The organism is Pseudomonas sp. NPDC089752, from assembly GCF_044748725.1.
Taxonomy (GTDB): Bacteria; Pseudomonadota; Gammaproteobacteria; order Pseudomonadales; family Pseudomonadaceae; genus Aquipseudomonas.
On sequence record NZ_JBIVGP010000003.1, the window covers coordinates 392,824 to 413,034 of the forward strand.

The following is a 20,211-nucleotide window of genomic DNA, read 5'->3' on the forward strand; positions in this document are numbered from 1 at the left end:
ATGGTCATCCAAGCCGCTGTAGTGTTGGCCGGTCGTCCATGGAGAAGGGCTAGGGCCATGCAGCAGGAATTGACCACGCGATACCCATTGGTGCTGGTGCCGGGCATGCTCGGCTTTGTCCGGGTGCTGCTGTATCCCTACTGGTTCGGCATCGTCGCGGCACTGCGCAAAGGTGGCGCACAAGTGTTTCCGGTGCAGGTCTCGCCGCTGCACTCCAGCGAAGTGCGTGGTGAACAGTTGCTGGCGATCATCGAAGACATCTGCCAGCGCACCGGTGCCGACAAGGTCAACCTCATCGGCCATAGCCAGGGCGCCCTGAGCGCACGCTATGCCGCTGCCAGGCGGCCTGATCGGGTAGCGTCGGTCACCTCTGTGGCAGGCCCCAATCAGGGTTCGGAACTGGCCGATCATCTAGAGCGCACAGCGCCGGGCGATTCACCCCAGGGACGCATCCTCAAAGCCGTGCTGCACGGTCTGGCGGTGCTGCTGGTGTGGCTGGAGACCGGCTGGCGCCGCGATCCACTGCCAGTTGATGTGCATGCCTCGCACCAGTCGCTGACCAGCGCCGGGGTGGCGCTGTTCAACCAGGCTTATCCACAGGGGCTGCCGCACACCTGGGGCGGGGAAGGGGCTTATGAGGTGAACGGCGTGCGCTACTACTCCTGGTCCGGCACCTTGCAACCGGGGCTGACCGACCAGGGGCGCAACCGCTTCGACGGCAGCAACCGCTTCTGCCGTCTTTTTGCCCGCAGTTTCGTCAGGGAAAAGGGCCATTGCGACGGCATGGTCGGGCGTTTCAGCTCGCACCTGGGCCAGGTGATCGGCGATGACTACCCGCTCGATCACCTGGACATCGTCAACCAGTCGCTCGGCGCCGTGGGCAAGGGCGCCGAGCCGGTGCGCCTGTTCACCGAGCACGCCGCCCGGCTCAAGGCTGCGGGGCTTTAGCGGCGCACGGGGGTGGTCCAGCGTTCGGCCAGGATCACCCCGGCCAGGGTCAGCAGGCCGCCGACCAGGTGATAGCTGGCCAGTTGTTCATCCAGCACTGCGGCAGCGATCAGCGCAGTCACCAGCGGCAGCAGGTTGAAGAACAGCGTGGTGCGGCTAGGCCCCAGGCGGTGTACGGCTTGCATCCACAGGAGTGGCGCGATCATCGAGGCGAGGACGCAGGCGTACAGCACCAGGCCGATGTTGTGACCATTCAAGCCGGTCTTGTCCGAGAGCAGGAACAGCGGCAACAACACGACAATGGCCACCAGCACCTGCAGGTACAGCAATTGCAAGGGCGGCAGGCGCAGCTGCCATTTCTTCAGCAGGAAGCTGTACAGCGCATAGGCCAGGGTGGCTATCAGCATCAGCAAGTCGCCGCTGTTCAGGCCTTGTTCCAGCAGAATGCCCGGCTGGCCGGCGGACACCACTTCGAGCACGCCGAAGAACGACACCACGGCGCCCAACAATGCCCCGTAGCTCAGGCGCTGGCCCAGCCAGGCGATGGACAGCGCCAGCGACATCAGGGGCATCAGCGAAAGGATGATGCCCATGTTGGTGGCACTGGTAATGCTCGCGGCGAAGTAGGCCAGGCTCTGGTAGACGGCCATGCCCAGCACGCCAAGTACGGCGATCTTGCCCAGGTGCGGGCGAATGGCCGCGCGGTTGCGCCACACGGCGGGCAACAGGAACGGGGTGAACAGCAAACCGGCCAGCAGCCAGCGGTAAAAGCCGATTTCGGCGGGTTGGATCGCGCCGGCCGACATCTTGGTGACCACGGTATTGCCGGCCCAGATGAGGATGGCGAAGAGGGGGAACGCGTAATTCATGCAACAACAGACTCTTTCGTATGGCGCGGACGCCTTGGCTGACCATTATGAAGGTCCCTGCCCAGGCAGAATGTAAAAAATCTTGTCTACACTCAGGCGCATGTCCGTGCACCGGGCGCGGAGCCAAGGAGACCACTCCATGAAGATGCTGCACATGCCGTTGCTGGTATTGGCCGTGTTGTTCAGCGCGCAAGGGTTCGCCGCCACCGCGCAGCAGGAAAAGATGAAAACCTGCAACGCCGACGCCACCACCCAGGCGCTCAAGGGTGATGAGCGCAAGGCCTTCATGAGCACCTGCCTGAAGAAGGACGTGCCGCAGACCCAGCAGGAAAAGATGAAGACCTGCAATGCCGACGCCACCACCAAGGCGCTCAAGGGCGACGAGCGCAAAGCCTACATGAGCGACTGCCTGAAGAAGAAATGACCTATGCCTGTAGGTCGAAGGCTGGCAGACTGCGGGACTTTCCGCTGTCTGCCGCCGAGGCTGTATGACCTTCACCCCCCGCCAGATCACCCTTGCCAGCCTGATCATCGTCATGACCGGGTTGCTGCTGGCCCTGCCGCTCAAGTTGCTGCCCAGCCTGCTTGCCGGGCTGTTGGTGTTCGAACTGGTCAACATGCTCACCCCGCGTCTGCAACCGCTGCTCGCTGGCCAGCGCGCGCGGTGGCTGGCAGTGGCGCTGCTCGGCACATTGGTGGTCACCACCCTGGCGCTGCTGATTGCCGGTGCGTTCAGCTTCCTGCTGCACGAGGCCGAGAATCCCGGCGCCTCGCTGGACAAGTTCATGGGGCTGGTCGAACGTGCCCGGGGCCAGTTGCCGCCGTTCATCGAAGGCTACCTGCCGGCCAGCGCAGCCGAGTTCAAGATCGCCATCGGTGACTGGATCAAGAGCCATCTGAGCGACCTGCAACTGGTCGGCAAAGGCATGGCGCACATGTTCGTGACATTGCTGATCGGCATGATCCTCGGCGCTATCATCGCCTTGCAGCGCATACCCGACATTTCCCGGCGCAAGCCGCTGGCTGCGGCGCTGTTCGAACGCCTGAGCCTGTTGGTGCAGGCGTTTCGCAACATCGTCTTCGCGCAGATCAAGATCTCGCTGCTGAACACCGCCTTCACCGGGGTCTTCCTCGCTGTGGTGCTGCCACTGTTCGGCGTGCACCTGCCGCTGACCAAGACGCTGATCGTGCTGACCTTCCTGTTGGGGCTGCTGCCGGTGATCGGCAACTTGATGTCCAACACCCTGATCACCATCGTCGGCTTGTCGCTGTCGATCTGGGTGGCGGCGGCGGCGTTGGGTTACCTGATCGTCATCCACAAGGTCGAGTACTTCCTCAACGCGCGGATCGTTGGCGGGCAGATCAGTGCCAAGGCCTGGGAGCTGTTGCTGGCGATGCTGGTGTTCGAAGCGGCGTTCGGCTTGCCGGGGGTGGTGGCGGGGCCGGTCTACTATGCCTACCTGAAGAGTGAGTTGCGGCGGGCGGAGCTGGTGTGAACTGAGGGGTGTCAGTGCCGGCCCTTTCGCGGGCAAGCCCGCTCCCACAGGTACATCACTGTTCTTGATGGCAGTGATGTACCTGTGGGAGCGGGCTTGCCCGCGAAAGGGGCGACACCGATATCAGATCGAGCCGTAACGCTTGCGCGCCTCGATCGCCAACCCGCTACCAATGCTGCCAAAGATGTTGCCTTCCACATGCCGCGCATTCGGCAGCATCGCCGCCACGCTGTTGCGCAGGGCCGGGATCCCGCTGGAACCCCCGGTGAAGAACACCGTGTCGACCTGGCCTTCACTCACCCCAGCCTTGGCCAGCAATTCGCTCACGCTGCCGCGCACCCGCTCCAACAGCCCTTCGATGGCACCTTCAAACACCGCCCGGGTCAGGTCCACAGCCAATTCGCGCTCGACCCGACCGAGGTCGACACGGCGGCTTTGCTGATCAGTCAGCTCGATCTTGCTGGCCTCCACTTCCATCGCCAACCAGTGCCCCGCACGCTGCTCGATCAGTTTGAACAGGCGATCGATGCCCAGGGTGTCCTCGATGTCATAGCGCATGTTGCCCAGGGCCAGCTGCGATTTTTGCGAGTACAGGGCGTTGATGGTGTGCCAGGTGGCCAGGTTGAGGTGGTAGCTGGTGGGCATCAGCGCGCCGCTCTTCATCCGGCTGCCATAGCCGAACATTGGCATCACGCCCTGCAGGCTCAGCTGCTTGTCGAAGTCGGTACCGCCGATGTGCACGCCGCCGGTGGCGAGGATGTCGCTCTGGCGCTCGGCGACCTGGTGGCGCTCGGGCGACAGGCGGATCAGGGTAAAGTCCGACGTACCGCCGCCGATATCGACGATGAGTACCAGCTCTTCACGGCTGATGCCCGACTCGTAGTCGAACGCCGCGGCGATCGGTTCGTACTGGAACGACACGTCCTTGAAGCCGATCTTGCGCGCCACATCGGCCAGCGTGTCTTCGGCCTCCTGGTCGGCGGCCGGGTCTTCGTCGACGAAGAACACCGGGCGGCCCAGCACCACCTGGTCGAAGCTGCGCTCGGCGGCGGTTTCGGCGCGCGTTTTCAGTTCGCCGATGAACATCCCCAGCAGGTCCTTGAACGGCAGGGCGCTGCCCAGCACGCTGGTGTCGTGCTTGATCAGCTTGGAACCCAGCAGGCTCTTGAGCGAGCGCATCAGGCGGCCTTCATAGCCTTCAAGGTATTCGTGCAGCGCCAGCCGGCCGTACACCGGGCGACGTTCTTCGATATTGAAGAAGACCACCGAGGGCAGGGTGATCTTGCCGTCTTCCAGGGCGATCAGCGACTCGACGCCAGGGCGATGCCAGCCGACCGTGGAGTTGGAGGTGCCAAAGTCGATGCCAAGGGCGCGGGCCGGGGATACGTCAGACATGGGAAAAGGGCTTCCGGAGGCAAAACGGCCGCGCAGTTTATGCCACTTTGCCGAAGAATCAACACCGATCGTCTGCCATGGAGCAAAGCCAAGCGAACCTTGAAAGGCTATGCTTGGACCCAATCTTCAGATGCAACACGAAACTTCACACTGGTGATCCATAGATGGACTTCAAAGACTATTACAAGATACTCGGCGTAGAGCCCACGGCGGACGACAAGGCGATCAAGGCCGCGTACCGCAAGCTGGCGCGCAAGTATCACCCTGACGTCAGCAAGGAGCGCGACGCCGAGGACAAGTTCAAAGAGGCCAACGAAGCCTACGAGGTGCTTGGCGACGCCCAGAAACGCGCCGAATTCGACGAGATCCGCAAGTACGGCGGCCAGCACGGCCGTCCCTTCCAGGCCCCGCCTGGCTGGCAGAGCCGTGGCGGTGCGGGTGGCGCGGGCGGTGGTTTCGAGGGCGGGGATTTTTCCGATTTCTTCAGCTCGATCTTCGGCGCGCGGGGCGGTAACCCGTTTGGCGGCGCCCGGCAGCAACAGCGCAGTGCAGGCAGGCGAGGGCAGGACGTGGAACTGGAATTGGCGATCTTCCTTGAAGAAACCCTGAGCAAGGAATCCAAGCAGATCAGCTTCCAGGTGCCGCAAACCAATGCCGCCGGCCAGCGCACCGGGTTCACCACCAAGACCCTGAACGTGAAGATCCCCGCCGGCGTGACCGACGGCGAGCGTATCCGCCTGAAAGGCCAGGGCGCGCCGGGCAGCGCTGGCGGCGCCAATGGCGACCTGTTCCTGACCATCCGCATGGCACCGCACCCGCTGTTCGATGTCGAAGGCCAGGACCTGATCATCACCGTGCCCCTGGCACCGTGGGAAGCGGCGCTGGGTACCAAGGTGGCGGTGCCGACCCTGGACGGCAAGATCAACCTGACCATCCGGCCCGACAGCCAGAGCGGCCAGCGCCTGCGCGTGCCAGGCAAAGGTCTGGTCAACAAGCAGGGGGAGCGCGGCAACCTTTACGCGCAGCTCAAGGTGGTCATGCCACCTGCATCCGATGACGCTACCCGTGAACTGTGGGCCAAGCTTTCCGAAAAGGCCGCGTTCAATCCGAGGACTCAATGGAGTAAGTGATCATGAGCAGCACCCTGATCGTTCAACTGGACATGCGCACCCTCTGCCAGGAGGCCGACATCACCACGGATTACGTGATCGAGATCGTCGAACACGGCATCGTTGAACCGCAGGGGCGAACGCCGGAAGACTGGCTGTTCGACGATCAGGCGCCGCTGCTGGCCAGGCGCGCGGCGAAGCTGCACCAGGAGCTGGAACTGGAATGGGAAGGGGTGGCGCTGGCGCTTGAGCTTTTGCAGGAAGTGCAGCAGTTGCGCAGTGAGAACAGTATGTTGCGCCAGAGGTTGGGCAGGTTCACCCAGCTATGATCGAGCCAGTGCCGGCCTCTTCGCGGGCAAGCCCGCTCCCACAGGTTTTTCACTGCCCTTGAGAACAGTGGTGAGCCTGTGGGAGCGGGCTTGCCCGCGAAGAATCCAACACAGCACTCAGGTGGGTTTGGCGCCGGGATTCAACACCAGTTGCATGAAGGTCAAATCCAGCCACCGCCCAAACTTCACTCCCACCTGCGGCATCTGCCCGGTCACCACGAACCCCAGCCGCTCATGCAGGCGCACCGACGCCTCATTCCCGCTCTCGATGGCCGCCACCATGACATGCTTGCCACACCCCCGCGCCCGCTCGATCAGCGCCACCATCAACTGCGGCCCCAGCCCCTTGCCGCGTTGGTCGCCCCGGATATACACCGAATGCTCCACGGTCTGGCGAAAGCCTTCGAACGGCCGCCAGTCGCCAAACGACGCATAGCCGAGCACGCCGGTGTCATCCACCGCCACCAGGATCGGATATCCCTGTTGCGCCCGAGCCTCGAACCAGGCCTGGCGATTGCCCAGGTCAACGGGGGTTTCGTTCCAGATCGCCGTGGTGTTGCACACCGCGTCGTTGTAGATGTCGAGAATGCCCGGCACGTCGGCGGGCAGGGCGTCGCGGATTTGGTGGCTCATTGCAGCGTCTCACAAGGTCGATGAGTGCAGATTAAATGGTTACCAGCCCGCGTACACCCTCGGCTTGCATGTTCTCGCCACGCCCGCGCTGGATGATTTCGCCACGGGCCATGACCAGGTACTGGTCGGCCAGTTCTTCGGCAAAGTCGTAGAACTGCTCGACCAGCAGGATGGCCATGTCGCCACGCGCGGCCAGGCGCCGGATCACCGCGCCGATTTCCTTGATCACCGAGGGCTGTATGCCTTCGGTGGGCTCGTCGAGGATCAGCAGGCGCGGCCGGCTGGCCAGGGCCCGGCCGATGGCCAGCTGTTGCTGCTGGCCGCCGGACAGGTCGCCGCCGCGGCGCTGCTTCATCTGCTCCAGCACCGGGAACAGCTCGTAGATGAAGGCCGGTACTTCCCGCGCCTCGCGGGCGGAAAAGCGCGACAGGCCCATCAGCAGGTTTTCCTCGACCGTCAGGCGCGGGAAGATCTCGCGGCCCTGGGGGACGTAGGCGATGCCGGCGTGAACCCGTTGCTGCGGTTTGAGCGTGGTGATCGGCTTGCCCTCCCATTCGACGCTGCCTTCGCGGGCCTGCACCAGGCCCATCAGGCAGCGCAGCAAGGTGGTCTTGCCCACGCCGTTGCGCCCCAGCAGGCAGGTGACTTCGCCGACCTTGGCCTCGAAGGACAGGCCGCGCAGGATATGGCTGCCGCCGTAGTACTGGTGCAGGGTGTCGATTTTCAGCATGTGCGCATTCCTGAAAGAGTTGCTGTGCCTGCACCGGCCCTTTCGCGGGGCAAGCCCGCTCCCACAAGTACAGCGCAGAATCTGTGGGAGCGGGCTTGTCCCGCGAAAGGGCCGGCACAGGCAACGAAGATCATCGGCCCAGATAAACCTCTACCACGCGCTCATCCGCCTGCACCTGCGCAAGCGACCCCTCCGCCAGCACACTGCCCTGGTGCAGCACGGTGACATGGTCGGCAATGCTGCCGACAAAACCCATGTCATGCTCCACCACCATCAGCGAATGCGTGCGTGCCAGGCCTTTGAACAGCTCGGCGGTGAACTCGGTCTCGGCGTCGGTCATGCCCGCCACCGGTTCGTCCAGCAACAACAGTTGCGGCTCCTGCACCAGCAGCATGCCGATTTCCAGAAACTGCTTCTGCCCGTGGGACAGCAAGCCCGCCTGGCGCTGGGCCAGGGGCAGCAGGCGCAAGGTGGTCAATACCTCCTCGATGCGCTGGCGTTGCTCGCCGCTCAAACGCGCCGCCAGGCTGGCCCACACCGACTTGTCGGCTTTGAGCGCCAGCTCCAGGTTCTCGAACACCGTCAGCGCCTCGAACACCGTTGGCTTCTGAAACTTGCGGCCAATCCCGGCCTGGGCGATCTGGTATTCGCTCATGCGGGTCAGGTCGAGGGTGTCGCCAAAGAATGCGCTGCCGCTGTCCGGGCGCGTCTTTCCGGTGATCACATCCATCATCGTGGTCTTGCCGGCGCCGTTGGGGCCGATGATGCAACGCAACTCACCGACGCCGATGTACAAGGTCAAGGCATTGAGGGCCTTGAAGCCGTCGAAGCTGACGCTGATGTCTTCCAGGCTCAATACGCCTTTCATGGCTGGCTCCTTTTCTTCAGTAGGCCCACCACGCCTTTGGGCAAGTACAGGGTGACGAGGATGAACAAGGCACCGAGGAAGAACAGCCAGAACTCCGGGAAGGCCACGGTGAACCAGCTTTTCATGCCATTGACCAGGCCGGCGCCGAGCAGCGGGCCGATCAGCGTGCCGCGCCCGCCGAGGGCGACCCACACTGCGGCCTCGATGGAGTTGGTCGGTGACATTTCGCTGGGGTTGATGATGCCCACTTGCGGCACGTACAGCGCACCGGCCAGGCCGCACAGCACGGCGCTGAGCACCCACACCAGCAGCTTGAAGCCGCGCGGGTCGTAGCCGCAGAACATCAGGCGGTTCTCGGCATCGCGCACGGCGGTGAGCAGGCGGCCGAACTTGCTCTGGGTCAGGCGCCAGCACAGGTACAGGCTGGCCAGGAGCAGGCCGACGGTGAGCAGGAACAGCACCGCCCGAGTGCCTTGCGCGGCGATGTCGAAACCGAGGATGGTGCGGAAGCTGGTGAAGCCATTATTGCCGCCAAAGCCGGTCTCGTTGCGGAAGAACAGCAGCATGCCGGCGAAGGTCAGGGCCTGGGTCATGATCGAGAAGTACACGCCCTTGATCCGCGAGCGGAAGGCGAAGAAGCCGAACACCAGCGCCAGCAGGCCGGGCGCCAACACCACCAGGCACATCGCCCAGGCGAAGTGCTGGGTGCCGGCCCAGTACCAGGGCAGTTCGGTCCAGGACAGGAAGGTCATGAACCCTGGCAAGCCGTCACCGGCCGCCTGGCGCATCAGGTACATGCCCATGGCGTAGCCGCCCAGGGCGAAGAACAACCCGTGGCCGAGCGACAGCAGCCCGGCGTAGCCCCAGACCAAGTCCAGGGCCAGGGCAACGATGGCGTAGCAGAGGATCTTGCCGACCAGGGTGAGGGTGTAGGCCGAGACCTGCAATGAATGGTCCGCCGGCAGCAACGAAAGCAGCGGCAGGGCCAACAGCAACAGCACGACGACGGCGCCAATGGCCAGCGTCAGGCGCGGCCCGGCCTTTTGCGAAGCGGTGACAAGCAGTGGCTGGTTCATCAGTCGATTACCCGTCCCTTGAGGGCGAACAGGCCTTGCGGGCGTTTCTGGATGAACAGAATGATCAACGCAAGGATGAGGATCTTGCCAAGCACGGCGCCGATCTGCGGCTCCAGCAGCTTGTTGGCGATGCCCAGGCCAAAGGCGGCCCAGAGGCTGCCGGCCAGTTGCCCGACACCGCCGAGCACCACCACCAGGAACGAGTCGATGATGTAGCTCTGGCCCAGGTCCGGGCCGACGTTGCCGACCTGGCTCAGGGCCACGCCACCCAATCCGGCGATACCCGAGCCAAGGCCGAACGCGAGCATGTCGACGCGCCCGGTGGACACCCCGCAGCAGGCGGCCATGTTGCGGTTCTGGGTTACCGCACGCACGTTCAGGCCCAGCCGTGTGCGGTTGAGCAGCAGCCAGGTCAGCAACACCACCGCCAGGGCGAAGGCGATGATCACCAGGCGGTTGTAGGGCAGTACCAGGTTGGGCAGCAACTGGATGCCACCGGAGAGCCAGGCCGGATTGCTGACCTCGACGTTCTGCGCGCCGAACAGCAGGCGGATGGCCTGGATCAGGATCAGGCTGATGCCCCAGGTCGCCAGCAGGGTTTCCAGCGGGCGCCCGTAAAGGTGGCGGATGATCGTGCGCTCCAGCGCCATGCCGACCCCGGCGCTGACGGCGAACGCCACCGGCAGGGCGATCAGCGGGTAGAACTCGATGGCGCCAGGTGCGTAGCGCTGCAGCAGGACCTGGACCATGTAGGTGCTGTAGGCGCCGAGCATGAGCATCTCGCCGTGGGCCATGTTGATCACCCCGAGCAGGCCGAAGGTGATCGCCAGGCCCAGGGCCGCGAGCAGCAGAATCGAACCCAGCGACAGGCCGCTGAAGGCCTGGCCGAGCAGCTCGCCGACCAGCAGTTTGCGTTTGACCTGGGCCAGGCTGGTTTCAGCGGCCGTGCGCACGGCGGCGTCGGTTTCTGCGTCGGGTTGCAGCAGCGCTTCCAGGCGCGTGCGCGCCACCGGGTCGCCAGTTTCACCGAGCAGGCGCACGGCTGCCAGGCGCACAGTCGGCTCGCTGGCGCCCAGTTGCAGGTTGGCCAGTGCCAGGCCGAGGGCAGCGTGCACGGCGCTATCCGTTTCGCTGGCGAAGCGCCGGTCTAGAAAAGCCATCTGCGCTGGCTGCGCGCTTTTCTGCAGTTGCTGGGCGGCGGCCAGGCGGGTGTCGGTGCTGGCGCTGAGCAACTGGTGGCTGGCCAGCGCGTTGTCGATCAAGCCGCGCAGGCGGTTGTTCAGGCGCACTTTGCGCGTGTCGCCTTCGGCGATGCGGCCTTGGCGCAGGTTTTCCAGCAGCGGCAGGCGCGCGGCGTCGGGCTGCGCCGCCCAGCCTTCGAGCAGGCTTGCTTGTTCGGCGGGCTTGGCGGTGAGGAAGAATTCGCCCTCGCTGGCCTGGGTTGCCAAGGGCAGCAGGAGCAGCAGGGTGAGCAGGAATCTGAGCATGGGGTATCCCTGAAGAACAGAGGTGGCCTTTTCGCGGGCAAGCCCGCTCCCACAGGTACTGCACAGGCCTTAGGGACTACCTGAAACCTGTGGGAGCGGGCTTGCCCGCGAATGGCATCAGTTGCCTTTCACCGCATAATCCGGCCGCTTGTCATTCCCCGGAATGAACGGGCTCCAAGGCTGCGCCCGCAACGGCTGCTCGGTCTCCCAAACCACACTGAACTGCCCATCATCCTGAATCTCGCCAATCATCACCGGCTTGTGCAGATGGTGGTTGGTCTTGTCCATGCTCAAGGTAAAGCCGGACGGTGCTTTGAAACTCTGCCCGGCCAACGCCTCACGCACCTTGTCGACATCGGTGGACTTGGCTTTTTCGGCCGCCTGCGCCCACATGTGGATACCCACGTAGGTGGCTTCCATCGGGTCGTTGGTCACGGCCTTGTCCGCACCCGGCAACCCCTTGGCCTTGGCGTAGGCCTTCCAGTCGGCAACGAACTTCTGGTTGACCGGGTTATCCACCGACTCGAAGTAGTTCCACGCTGCCAGGTGGCCCACCAACGGCTTGGTATCGATGCCGCGCAATTCCTCTTCACCCACCGAGAACGCCACCACCGGCACGTCCGTGGCCTTCAGCCCCTGGTTGGCCAGTTCCTTGTAGAACGGCACGTTGGAGTCGCCGTTGACGGTGGAAATGACCGCCGTCTTGCCGCCCGCAGAGAACTTCTTGATGTTGGCGACGATGGTTTGATAGTCGGCATGGCCGAACGGCGTGTAGACCTCTTCGATGTCCTTGTCGGCCACGCCCTTGCTGTGCAGGAAGGCGCGCAGGATCTTGTTGGTGGTGCGCGGGTAGACGTAGTCGGTACCCAGCAGGAAGAAGCGCCTGGCATTGCCGCCGTCCTCACCCATCAGGTATTCCACCGCAGGAATAGCCTGCTGGTTCGGCGCGGCACCGGTGTAGAACACGTTCGGCGACATCTCTTCACCTTCGTATTGCACCGGGTAGAACAGCAGGCCGTTCAACTCTTCGAACACCGGCAGCACCGATTTGCGCGACACCGAAGTCCAGCAGCCGAACACCACCGCGACCTTGTCCTGGGTCAGCAGCTGGCGGCTCTTTTCGGCGAACAGCGGCCAGTTGGACGCGGGGTCGACCACCACCGGTTCAAGCATCTTGCCGTTGACCCCGCCCTTGGCGTTGATCTCGTCGATGGTCATCAAGGCCATGTCCTTGAGCGACGTTTCGGAAATCGCCATGGTCCCCGACAGCGAATGCAGGATGCCGACCTTGATGGTCTCGGCGGCCTGGATGCTCCAGCTAAGGCCCATCGCCGCAATCGATGCGCTGAGGGTAAAGGCCTTGATCAGACTGCGACGCTTCATGTGCTCTCTCCGCTGAGTTTTTATCGTGTTGGCCAAGCGGGGAGGGCGTTGCAAGGGGTGTGCCGAGTAGCACAAGGGCCGTGATAGAGGGGTTGTGCGAGATATCAGGGCGTAAGGGCGGGCCAGGTTGGTGCCTGCTGAATTTGTGTGCACAGCATTGGGGCTGCAAAGCAGCCCCTGGGTCATCAGCCGTTACGCACAGCCGTGCGCGGATGGCGGCGGCTGCGTACACCTTGGTAGGTCGCTGCCAGCAGCACGAACCAGATCGGCGTGACGATCAAGGCCGAACGGGTATCCGCTTCCAGGCTCAGCAACACCAGGATGAAGGCGAAGAACGCCAGGCACACGTAGCACATGAAACGCCCGCCAGGCATCTTGTAGTTCGAGGCCTGGTGCAGCGCCGCGCGGTTTTTGCGGTACTTGAGGTAGGACAGCAGAATCAGCGTCCAGACGAACATGAACAGCACCGCCGAAACGGTGGTGACCAAGGTAAATGCTTCGACCACATTCGGTACCAGGTAGATCAGCACGGCGCCGAGCAGCAGGCATGCGCAGGAGAAGTACAGGCCGTTGGCCGGCACCGCGCGGCGCGAGAGTTTCTCGAACGCGCGCGGCGCATCGCCTTCCTGGGCCAGGCCGTAAAGCATGCGGCTAGTGGAGAACACGCCGCTGTTGGCCGACGAGGCTGCCGAGGTCAGCACCACGAAGTTGATGATGCTCGCCGCCGCCGGCAGGCCGGCCAGCACGAACAGCTCGACGAACGGGCTCTTGCCCGGCACCACGTCGCGCCATGGGGTCACGGCCATGATCGCGATCAGCGCCAGCACGTAGAACACGATGATGCGGATCGGGATCGAGTTGATCGCCCGTGGCAGGGTGCGCTCGGGGTTCTTCGCTTCGGCGGCGGTGGTGCCGACCAGCTCGATGCCGACGAAGGCGAACACGGCGATCTGGAAACCGGCGAAGAAGCCCATCAGGCCATTGGGGAACATGCCGCCGTCATTCCACAGGTTGGCCAGCTGCGCGGTGCGCCCGCTCGGCGATTCGAAACCGGTGATGACCATGTACAGGCCAGTGGCGACCAGGCCGAGGATGGCGACGATCTTGATCAGGGCGAACCAGAACTCCATTTCGCCGAACATTTTCACGGTCACCAAGTTCAGCGACAGCAGCAGCCCCACGCAGGTCAGCGCGGGTATCCACTGGGGCAGGTCAGGGAACCAGAATTGCGTGTAGGCGGCGATCGCCACCACGTCGGCAATGCCGGTGACCACCCAGCAGAACCAGTAGGTCCAGCCGGTGAAATAGCCAGCCCAGGGGCCGAGCAGGTCGGCGGAGAAGTCGATGAACGACTTGTAGTTGAGGTTCGACAGCAGCAGTTCGCCCATGGCGCGCATGACGAAGAACAGCATGAAGCCGATGATCATGTAGACGAAGATGATCGACGGCCCCGCCAGGCTGATGGTCTTGCCCGAGCCCATGAACAGGCCGGTGCCGATGGCACCACCGATGGCAATCAGCTGGATGTGGCGGTTGGTCAGGTTGCGCTGCAGGTGCTGGTCATCAGCAGGAGGGGAAGAGGTCCGGGTCATTGGCTGCATTCCATTTCGGGTCAGTCTTTTTGTGAAAGCCGACAAGGCTAACACGGGCGTCCCAATTCGTGGCGCGACAGATCGACTCGACATATGTGGAGCAGTTCCGGCCTCTTCGCGGGGCAAGCCCGCTCCCACAGGAACCGCAGCGCTGCGAACTCTGCGGGAGCGGGCTTGCCCCGCGAAGAGGCCGGTAAGGGCAGAGCAGGTGTCAGGCGCTAGCCAGCACGCGGCGCCGCACCACCAGGCTATCCACCACCCACATCACCAGCATCGACACCCCCACCAGCGGGAACATCACGCCCAGCACCAGCATCACCCCGACCGCCGCCTTCCACCGTGGCAGATCATGGCGCAGCGGCGGCACCCCCAGCCCACCGGCCGGCCGGCGCTTCCACCACATCACCAGCCCGCTCACCGAGCCCAGCAGGATCATCAGGCACACCAGCAGAATGATGAGCTGATTGAACGCCCCGAACATCTTGCCTTCATGCAGCATGACGCCCACTTCGGTAGCGCGGGCGACCGGGCTGTAGTCCTGCCAGCGTACGTCGGCCAGGACCTTGCCGGTGTACTGGTCGACATGCAGGGTGGCGTCGTTGCGCGGGTCGTCGGCGAACACGGCGATGGTGTAGACGCCCTCGGCGGTGGTGGGTGCGGTAATGCTGTAACCCGGTTCCACTTGGCGCGCGGTAGCGATGTCTTCGACCTGTTGCAGGCTCACCTGCGGCGCTGCCGGCGCACTGCTCATCATGTGTTGCCCGGCATGTTCGGCATGCGCGCCGGACTGAGGCATCGGCGTGTTTTCCATGGCCCAGGGCACGGTCTGACGATGGGCGCTGTTCAGTTCACCGGCCTGTTGGTCGGACTTGGGCACGTCGTTCCACATGGCGGCCGGAAAGCGGTTCCACAGGTCGGCGTACTGCTTGCCCCAAAGGCCCGTCCAGGTCATGCCGCTGAGCAGCATCAGCAACAGCAGCGCCGAACCCCAGAAGCCGGTCACTGCGTGCAGGTCGCGCCACAACAGGCGACCGCGAGCGTTCATGCGTGGCCACAACACACCGGCACCGTTACGCCCGCGCGGCCACCACAGGTAGAGGCCGGACACCACCAGCACGATGCCCCAGCCCGCGGCCAGTTCCACCAGGCGGTCGCCGAGGGTGCCGACCATCAGCTCGCCGTGCAGGGCGCGCGCCACGGCCTGCAGGTTCTGTTTGGCGTCCTGCTGGCCGAGGATCTTGCCGCTGTACGGGTCGACGAAGACATTCAGCTCGCGTCCGCCGTCATGCACCACGAACTGCGCGCTGCGCTCGGCATCGATGGGCGGCAGGTACTGCGCGACATGGCCCTTGGGGTAGGCCTGGCGCACTTCGTCCAGCATCAGGTCGGCGCCCTGGCGGTGGTGACCGGCTTCGACCACCATCAGGTCACGGTAAAGCAGTGGGTCCAGCTGCGGCTTGAACAGATAGATGATCCCGGTGATTGCCAGCAGGATCATGAATGGGGCGACGAACAGCCCGGCGTAGAAGTGCCAGCGCCAGGCCAGGTTGTAGAAGGACACGCGTGTTCCGCTCATGGGAACCTCCTGTTTGACCAGCTAATGGGCGCGACCGTGGCCGCGCCCGTTGTTGTTGTCAGAAGCTCACATCGACCTTGGTCCAGAAGGTCCTGCCTGGCTCGTTGACCGGCTGTGGATCGCTAGCCGGGTAGCCGAACCCGGCATTCCCGGCCAGGTTCAGGTGCTCGGCGTAGGCCTTGTCGAACAGGTTGTCGACCCCTGCGCTGAGCTTGAGGTTCTTGTTCACCTTGTAGGCACCGTTGAGCGAGAACACGCCGAAACCTGCGCTTTTTTCGTAGTCCTTGCCCACCACGTTGCCCTGGTTCTCGGCAATGCGGTTCTGCGCGGAGACCAGGCGCCACAAGGCACCGGCGCTCCAGGTGTCGCGGCTGTAGGTCAGGCCCAGGCGGCTTTCCAACGGCGGCATCTGCGGCAGCGCCTTGCCGTCGCTGCTGTTCTTGCCCCAGGCGTAGGCCAGCGTCGCGTCGGCTTTCCAGTTTTCCGTCAGCTTGTAGGCGGCGCCCAGTTCGCCACCCATGATGCGGGCGTCGATGTTCTGCGCCTGGGAGGTGCTCATGCCCATCATGCCGGTGCGGTAGTCGAACAGAATGTAGTCGCGAATCTGCCCGACGTAACCCGAGGCCCAGGCTTCCAGGCGCTCGTCGCGGTACTGGATGCCGACGTCGAGCTGGGTGGTCTTCTCGGGCTTGATGCCGTCGAAGGCATTGGCGCTGCCGGGCGGCGCCATTTTCGGCGAGAACAGTTCCCAGTAGTCCGGGAAGCGCTGGGCGTGGCCGAGGCCGATGTAGGTGGTGGCGGGGATGGCCGCCAGGTCGTGCTCGTAACGTACGAAGCCGCTGGGCAGGGTGTCGGCGCGGGTGTCGCCTTCGGTGGCGCTGCCAGCACGGAAGTCGCGGGCCGAGGCACGGTCCAGGCGAGCGCCGGTGATCAGCCGGTCCTCGCCGGTGGCGTACCAGGTCAGCTCGCCAAAGGCGCCGTAATTGTGGAAATCGGCGTCCTTGGTCCACGGCTGGCCCTTGTGCGCGTCCACGCCCATGCCGCCCCGCTGGCGGTGTTCGTTGGTCTGCGCGTCAATGCCGCTGACCAGCTGCACGTCGGCCCAGCGCCAGGTGCCCTTGATGCGCGCGCCCAAGGTGCGGCGGTCGACATTGCTGACCATGGGCATGCCCATCATGCCGCTGCCCGAGGGCGTGCGCAGGCTGTAGTTGTCCATCACGTGGTCGGCGTAGTTGTAGTAGACCTGGGCCTCGACCTTGTCGAGCACCTCGCCGAGGTTGGACTTCTCGAAACGCAGGCCCAGGCTTTCGCGTTTGAATTGCGAGCCGTCCATGCCCCGCCCGGCGTAGCGGGCCTCGCCGTCGCCCTTGCCTGCGCTGAGTTCCAGCAGGGTGTCCTGGTCGGGCGTCCAGCCCAGGGTCACGTCGCCGTTCCATTTGTCCCAGCGCGAGGGCACGGTGTCGCCGTTGCCGTCCTGGTAGTCGTCCGAGCGCGACTGGTTGCCGACGAAGCGGGCGTAGGCCTGGCTGTTGCCGGCGGCGGCGTCGAGCACTTTGTCGAATCGGCCATTGGAACCGGCCAGGAGGCTGGCGTTGACGCGGCTGCCGAGGGTGCCGAACTTCTCCGGTTCACGCTCGAAGAGGATGGTGCCCGCCGAGCCGCCCGGGCCCCAGATCACACTTTGCGGGCCCTTGATCACGGTAAGGCGGTCGTAGGTTTCCGGGGCGATGTACGAGGTCGGTGCGTCCATGCGGTTGGGGCAGGCACCGAGCATCACGCCGCCGTTGGTGAGGATGTTCAGGCGTGAGCCGAACATGCCGCGCAGCACCGGGTCGCCGTTGGTGCCGCCAGCGCGGATGGCCGAGAAGCCGGGGATGGTCTTCAGGTAATCGGCGCCATCGCTGGCCGGTACTGGCTGGCGCGGGTCTTTCGGGTTGGTGACCACGGTCAGCGGCGAACTCGGCGCAATGGCGGTGATCACCGTCGGGCTCAGCTCGGGCGGCGTTGGGTCGTGGCCTTCGTGGCCGGGGTCGGCGGCCAGGGCCATGGGCGCGAGCAGCGAGCCGCACAACGCGGCGAATGTTCCTCGCAGGGAGGTGGCGAAAACAGGGGTGCAGCCAGACATAGTGATTCCAGTCGATCAGTCATGGGTGGGCGCGAAGCGTCCAGGCTCCGTGCAACAAAAGGTGATGTCAGACGCTGATCGAAAGCGGTGGCGCGCGGCTGCGCGCACCGGGGAAGAAGGCCTGCCGGGCATGGCCCTGGTGCGTTGAGAAGGTGTTGAGCGAGGTGGGCGTCAGGTGGCCTGAGCTGAGCGGGCTAAGCGTTTGCGGCAGGGCGGGGCAGTTGAACAGCAAGCTGCAGTAACCGCACTTTTCCCACATCACATGCAGCTGGCCATCGCCTGTGTGGCATTGGGCTGCCTCGCCATGCTGATGTTCCATGGACATTTTCATGTCCATTGGCATGTTCATGCCGGCGTGGTGATCCATCGGCATCGACTGGGAAACCAGTGGGCCGATGAAGATCATCCACATGGCGAACAGGCTCAGCCGGCCGCCACCGACGCGCCTGCGTTCAGGGCGGGTGGTACGGCTGCGGCTGTAACGTGGCAGGGCCATGAGGCGAGCGCCGGTCAGCTAGGGTCAGTGCGCGTGTTCGTGGCCTTGCGGTTGGTCCGCCGGCGGCTGCTTCTGCACGGCGACGTCGACGGTGATGTCGCCGGCCTTTTCGAAATGCAGGGTCAGTGGGAAGCGCTTGCCATCGACCAGCAGGCTGCGGTCCTGGGGTTGCATGAGCATCACGTGGTAGGCGCTGGGGGCGAAGGTCAGGTCCTTGCCGGCCGGTACCGCCACGCTTGGCACTTGCTGCATCTTCATGGCGCCATTGCCGCTCATCACATGCTCGTGCAGCTGTGCATCGGCGGTGATCGGAGTGTCGACGCTCAGCAGGCGGTCATCGGCCTTGCCATTGTTGTGCACGACGAAATAGGCCGCGACGTTGGGCGCGTTTGGCGGCAGCGCCAGCGACCAGGGGTGGGCGATGTGCAGGTCGCCCACGGTGTATTCATGGGCATTGGCGAAGGCGCCGGGCAGCAGCAATGCGGCCACGATAAGAGCTTGCTTGAGCATGGTGTGAATCTCCGTTCGGTTCAGGTTCAGGCAGACAGCGTGATGAACTCAGACCAGCGGAGATGCACGGGGGTTGAGTGCAGGCCATAGTTGGCGCGGCGTTGGTTGATAAGTGGCGAGCGGGGGCGGATGCCCGTGCTGCAGCGTGGGTGGGTTGTGCAGCTGTGGCGGATAGCCCGGCAAGGCCAGCAGCGGGGCGGCGCCGGAACAGCACCAGCAGTGCTGCATGTTGGAATGGTCGTCGCTTTGCGTGCCGAGGTCGATCTTGGCCAGGGCCTGGACATCGACTTTGGCCTTGCCCGCTACGCTCGAACAGAAAGCCCCCCACAGCAGCTGTTCCGCCGGGCCCTTGGGCGCGGCAGAAGACAGCGGCATGGCCAGCAGGTTGAACAGCACTGCAAGGCAGGCTATCCAGGCGATGTGCCGACGTGGGGGCATGGAGAGATCCGGTCAGGAATCGTGGTGGCTATTGTACGGCGGAGTATAGGTAAAAAAGGCGGGGTGCGGTGAAGTGACGCAGGCAGCGAGTGCGCCGCGTACCCAGTGGGAGCGGCTTTAGCCGCGAAGCGAGCGACGCGGTGGATGGTACCGGCATTGCCGGTGTTCGCGGCTGAAGCCGCTCCCACAGGGATCGCGCAGCTTTTTAAGTTTTGTGGAAGACAGTTGCTCCCACTGAGGTTGTGCTTGCCCATAGTTGAGCGCGGCAGTATCAAGCCTTGTTGCGGCCCATCAGGCCTCGGACGGTCTCCTGCAGGTCGGCGGGCAGCACCACCACTTTGGCATTGTTGCTGCTCGCCAGATTCTCCATGGCGCCGACATAACGCTCACCCAGCAGATACATGGCCGGTACCGTTTCGCTGCCCACGGCTTCCTTGACCAGCGAAATTGCCCGCGCCGAAGCCTCGGCCAGGTTGATCTGCGCCTCGGCGTCCAATTTGGCCGATTGCAGGCGCGCCTCGGCTTCGAGGATCGCTGCCTGCTTGGCACCTTCGGCACGGGTCACGTCGGCTTTACGCTCACGCTCGGCGGCGGCCTGGCGCTCCATGGCCATCTGCATGTTCTGGGACGGCTTGATGTCCTGGATCTCCACCGAGCGCACGGTCACGCCCCAGTCTTCGGTCTGCTCGGACATCGCTTCACGCAGGCGCGCCTTGATCTGCTCGCGGCTCGACAGTGCCTCGTCCAGGTCCATGGCGCCGACGATGGCGCGCAGCGAGGTCATGGTCAGGCTGGTGACGGCGAAGGAGAAGTTCTGAACGCCATAGGAGGCCTTCTGCGGGTCGACCACCTTGGCGAAGCACAGGGCATTGGCGACGATCACCGCGTTGTCGCGGGTGATGATTTCCTGCTCCTGCACGTCGAGGATGATGTCTTTGGTTGGCAGGCGGTAGGCGACCACGTCCATGTACGGGATGACGATGTTCAGGCCGGGCTTGAGCGTGCTGTGGTAGCGGCCCAGGCGCTCGACGATCCATTCCTCGCCCTGGGGCACGATGCGCACCCCCTTGAATACGGTGATCAGAACAAACACGGCAAGGGTGCCGACGACGATGAGACTTGTCATGCTGAAAACTTCCTTTTAATGCAGG

At 64.1% G+C, this 20,211-nt stretch carries 19 protein-coding genes and 1 pseudogene; 5 read left to right on the top strand and 15 right to left on the bottom strand.

Annotated features, from left to right (window positions below):
* Nucleotides 1–57 precede the first annotated feature (57 nt).
* Nucleotides 58–948: an alpha/beta fold hydrolase gene (locus tag ACIPZF_RS07035; RefSeq protein WP_400796903.1), complete on the top strand. Its 891-nt coding sequence runs from the start codon at nt 58–60 to the stop codon at nt 946–948.
* Here ACIPZF_RS07035 and ACIPZF_RS07040 read toward each other — a convergent pair.
* Complete coding sequence (locus ACIPZF_RS07040) at nt 945–1,817, bottom strand: DMT family transporter (protein ID WP_400796905.1); 873 nt, start codon at nt 1,815–1,817, stop codon at nt 945–947. The two genes, ACIPZF_RS07035 and ACIPZF_RS07040, sit on opposite strands and share 4 nt — an antisense overlap.
* Before the next feature lie 139 nt (nt 1,818–1,956).
* Between ACIPZF_RS07040 and ACIPZF_RS07045 the strand changes: the two genes are divergently transcribed.
* Nucleotides 1,957–2,241 (top strand): PsiF family protein, encoded by a 285-nt coding sequence (locus ACIPZF_RS07045; protein ID WP_400796907.1) that lies wholly within the window; start codon nt 1,957–1,959, stop codon nt 2,239–2,241.
* Between the two features lie 64 nt (nt 2,242–2,305).
* A complete protein-coding gene (locus tag ACIPZF_RS07050) occupies nt 2,306–3,313 on the top strand; it encodes an AI-2E family transporter (RefSeq protein WP_400796910.1) in 1,008 nt (335 codons plus the stop codon).
* Between the two features lie 123 nt (nt 3,314–3,436).
* Here the strand turns inward: ACIPZF_RS07050 and ACIPZF_RS07055 are convergent, their stop codons facing one another.
* Nucleotides 3,437–4,708, bottom strand: a complete 1,272-nt coding sequence (locus ACIPZF_RS07055) for an Hsp70 family protein (RefSeq protein ID WP_400796913.1) — start codon at nt 4,706–4,708, stop codon at nt 3,437–3,439.
* 164 nt (nt 4,709–4,872) lie between these two features.
* Between ACIPZF_RS07055 and cbpA the strand changes: the two genes are divergently transcribed.
* Both cbpA and ACIPZF_RS07065 read left to right on the top strand, forming a co-directional pair.
* Nucleotides 4,873–5,838 carry a curved DNA-binding protein gene (gene cbpA, locus ACIPZF_RS07060; RefSeq protein WP_400796916.1) on the top strand — a complete coding sequence of 322 codons (966 nt, stop codon included), beginning with the start codon at nt 4,873–4,875 and terminating at the stop codon, nt 5,836–5,838.
* 2 nt (nt 5,839–5,840) lie between these two features.
* Nucleotides 5,841–6,146, top strand: coding sequence for a chaperone modulator CbpM (locus ACIPZF_RS07065; protein ID WP_400796919.1), 306 nt, complete (start codon nt 5,841–5,843; stop codon nt 6,144–6,146).
* Between the two features lie 117 nt (nt 6,147–6,263).
* On the opposite strand, the gene ACIPZF_RS07070 is transcribed toward ACIPZF_RS07065, so the two are convergent.
* The 13 genes and pseudogenes from ACIPZF_RS07070 to ACIPZF_RS07130 form a co-directional block, all read right to left on the bottom strand.
* Nucleotides 6,264–6,779, bottom strand: a complete 516-nt coding sequence (locus ACIPZF_RS07070; RefSeq protein ID WP_400796922.1) for a GNAT family N-acetyltransferase — start codon at nt 6,777–6,779, stop codon at nt 6,264–6,266.
* Between the two features lie 31 nt (nt 6,780–6,810).
* Nucleotides 6,811–7,509 carry an urea ABC transporter ATP-binding subunit UrtE gene (gene urtE, locus ACIPZF_RS07075; protein ID WP_400796925.1) on the bottom strand — a complete coding sequence of 233 codons (699 nt, stop codon included), beginning with the start codon at nt 7,507–7,509 and terminating at the stop codon, nt 6,811–6,813.
* A 130-nt stretch (nt 7,510–7,639) separates the two neighbouring features.
* Nucleotides 7,640–8,371 (bottom strand): annotated as a pseudogene (gene urtD / locus ACIPZF_RS07080) (urea ABC transporter ATP-binding protein UrtD); the annotation flags it as partial.
* 2 nt (nt 8,372–8,373) lie between these two features.
* Complete coding sequence (gene urtC, locus ACIPZF_RS07085; protein ID WP_400796928.1) at nt 8,374–9,453, bottom strand: urea ABC transporter permease subunit UrtC; 1,080 nt, start codon at nt 9,451–9,453, stop codon at nt 8,374–8,376.
* Nucleotides 9,453–10,940 (bottom strand): urea ABC transporter permease subunit UrtB, encoded by a 1,488-nt coding sequence (urtB, locus tag ACIPZF_RS07090; RefSeq protein WP_400796930.1) that lies wholly within the window; start codon nt 10,938–10,940, stop codon nt 9,453–9,455. The genes urtC and urtB overlap by 1 nt, the downstream gene beginning before the upstream one ends.
* Before the next feature lie 117 nt (nt 10,941–11,057).
* Nucleotides 11,058–12,323: an urea ABC transporter substrate-binding protein gene (urtA, locus tag ACIPZF_RS07095; RefSeq protein WP_400796932.1), complete on the bottom strand. Its 1,266-nt coding sequence runs from the start codon at nt 12,321–12,323 to the stop codon at nt 11,058–11,060.
* A 185-nt stretch (nt 12,324–12,508) separates the two neighbouring features.
* A complete protein-coding gene (gene cycA, locus ACIPZF_RS07100; protein ID WP_400796935.1) occupies nt 12,509–13,915 on the bottom strand; it encodes a D-serine/D-alanine/glycine transporter in 1,407 nt (468 codons plus the stop codon).
* A gap of 211 nt (nt 13,916–14,126) precedes the next feature.
* The gene (locus tag ACIPZF_RS07105; RefSeq protein WP_400796938.1) at nt 14,127–15,491 is read right to left on the bottom strand and encodes a PepSY-associated TM helix domain-containing protein; all 1,365 of its coding nucleotides are present in this window, start codon (nt 15,489–15,491) and stop codon (nt 14,127–14,129) included.
* 58 nt (nt 15,492–15,549) lie between these two features.
* Nucleotides 15,550–17,616, bottom strand: coding sequence for a TonB-dependent copper receptor (locus ACIPZF_RS07110; RefSeq protein WP_400796941.1), 2,067 nt, complete (start codon nt 17,614–17,616; stop codon nt 15,550–15,552).
* A gap of 67 nt (nt 17,617–17,683) precedes the next feature.
* Nucleotides 17,684–18,112: a DUF2946 domain-containing protein gene (locus ACIPZF_RS07115; RefSeq protein WP_400796944.1), complete on the bottom strand. Its 429-nt coding sequence runs from the start codon at nt 18,110–18,112 to the stop codon at nt 17,684–17,686.
* A 24-nt stretch (nt 18,113–18,136) separates the two neighbouring features.
* Entirely contained in the window at nt 18,137–18,622 is a 486-nt protein-coding gene (locus tag ACIPZF_RS07120; RefSeq protein WP_400796946.1) for a copper chaperone PCu(A)C, read from the bottom strand.
* A 48-nt stretch (nt 18,623–18,670) separates the two neighbouring features.
* Nucleotides 18,671–19,060, bottom strand: coding sequence for a DUF2946 domain-containing protein (locus ACIPZF_RS07125; protein ID WP_400796949.1), 390 nt, complete (start codon nt 19,058–19,060; stop codon nt 18,671–18,673).
* Nucleotides 19,061–19,331: 271 nt separating this feature from the next.
* Nucleotides 19,332–20,186: an SPFH domain-containing protein gene (locus ACIPZF_RS07130; protein ID WP_400796952.1), complete on the bottom strand. Its 855-nt coding sequence runs from the start codon at nt 20,184–20,186 to the stop codon at nt 19,332–19,334.
* Nucleotides 20,187–20,211: the final 25 nt, after the last annotated feature.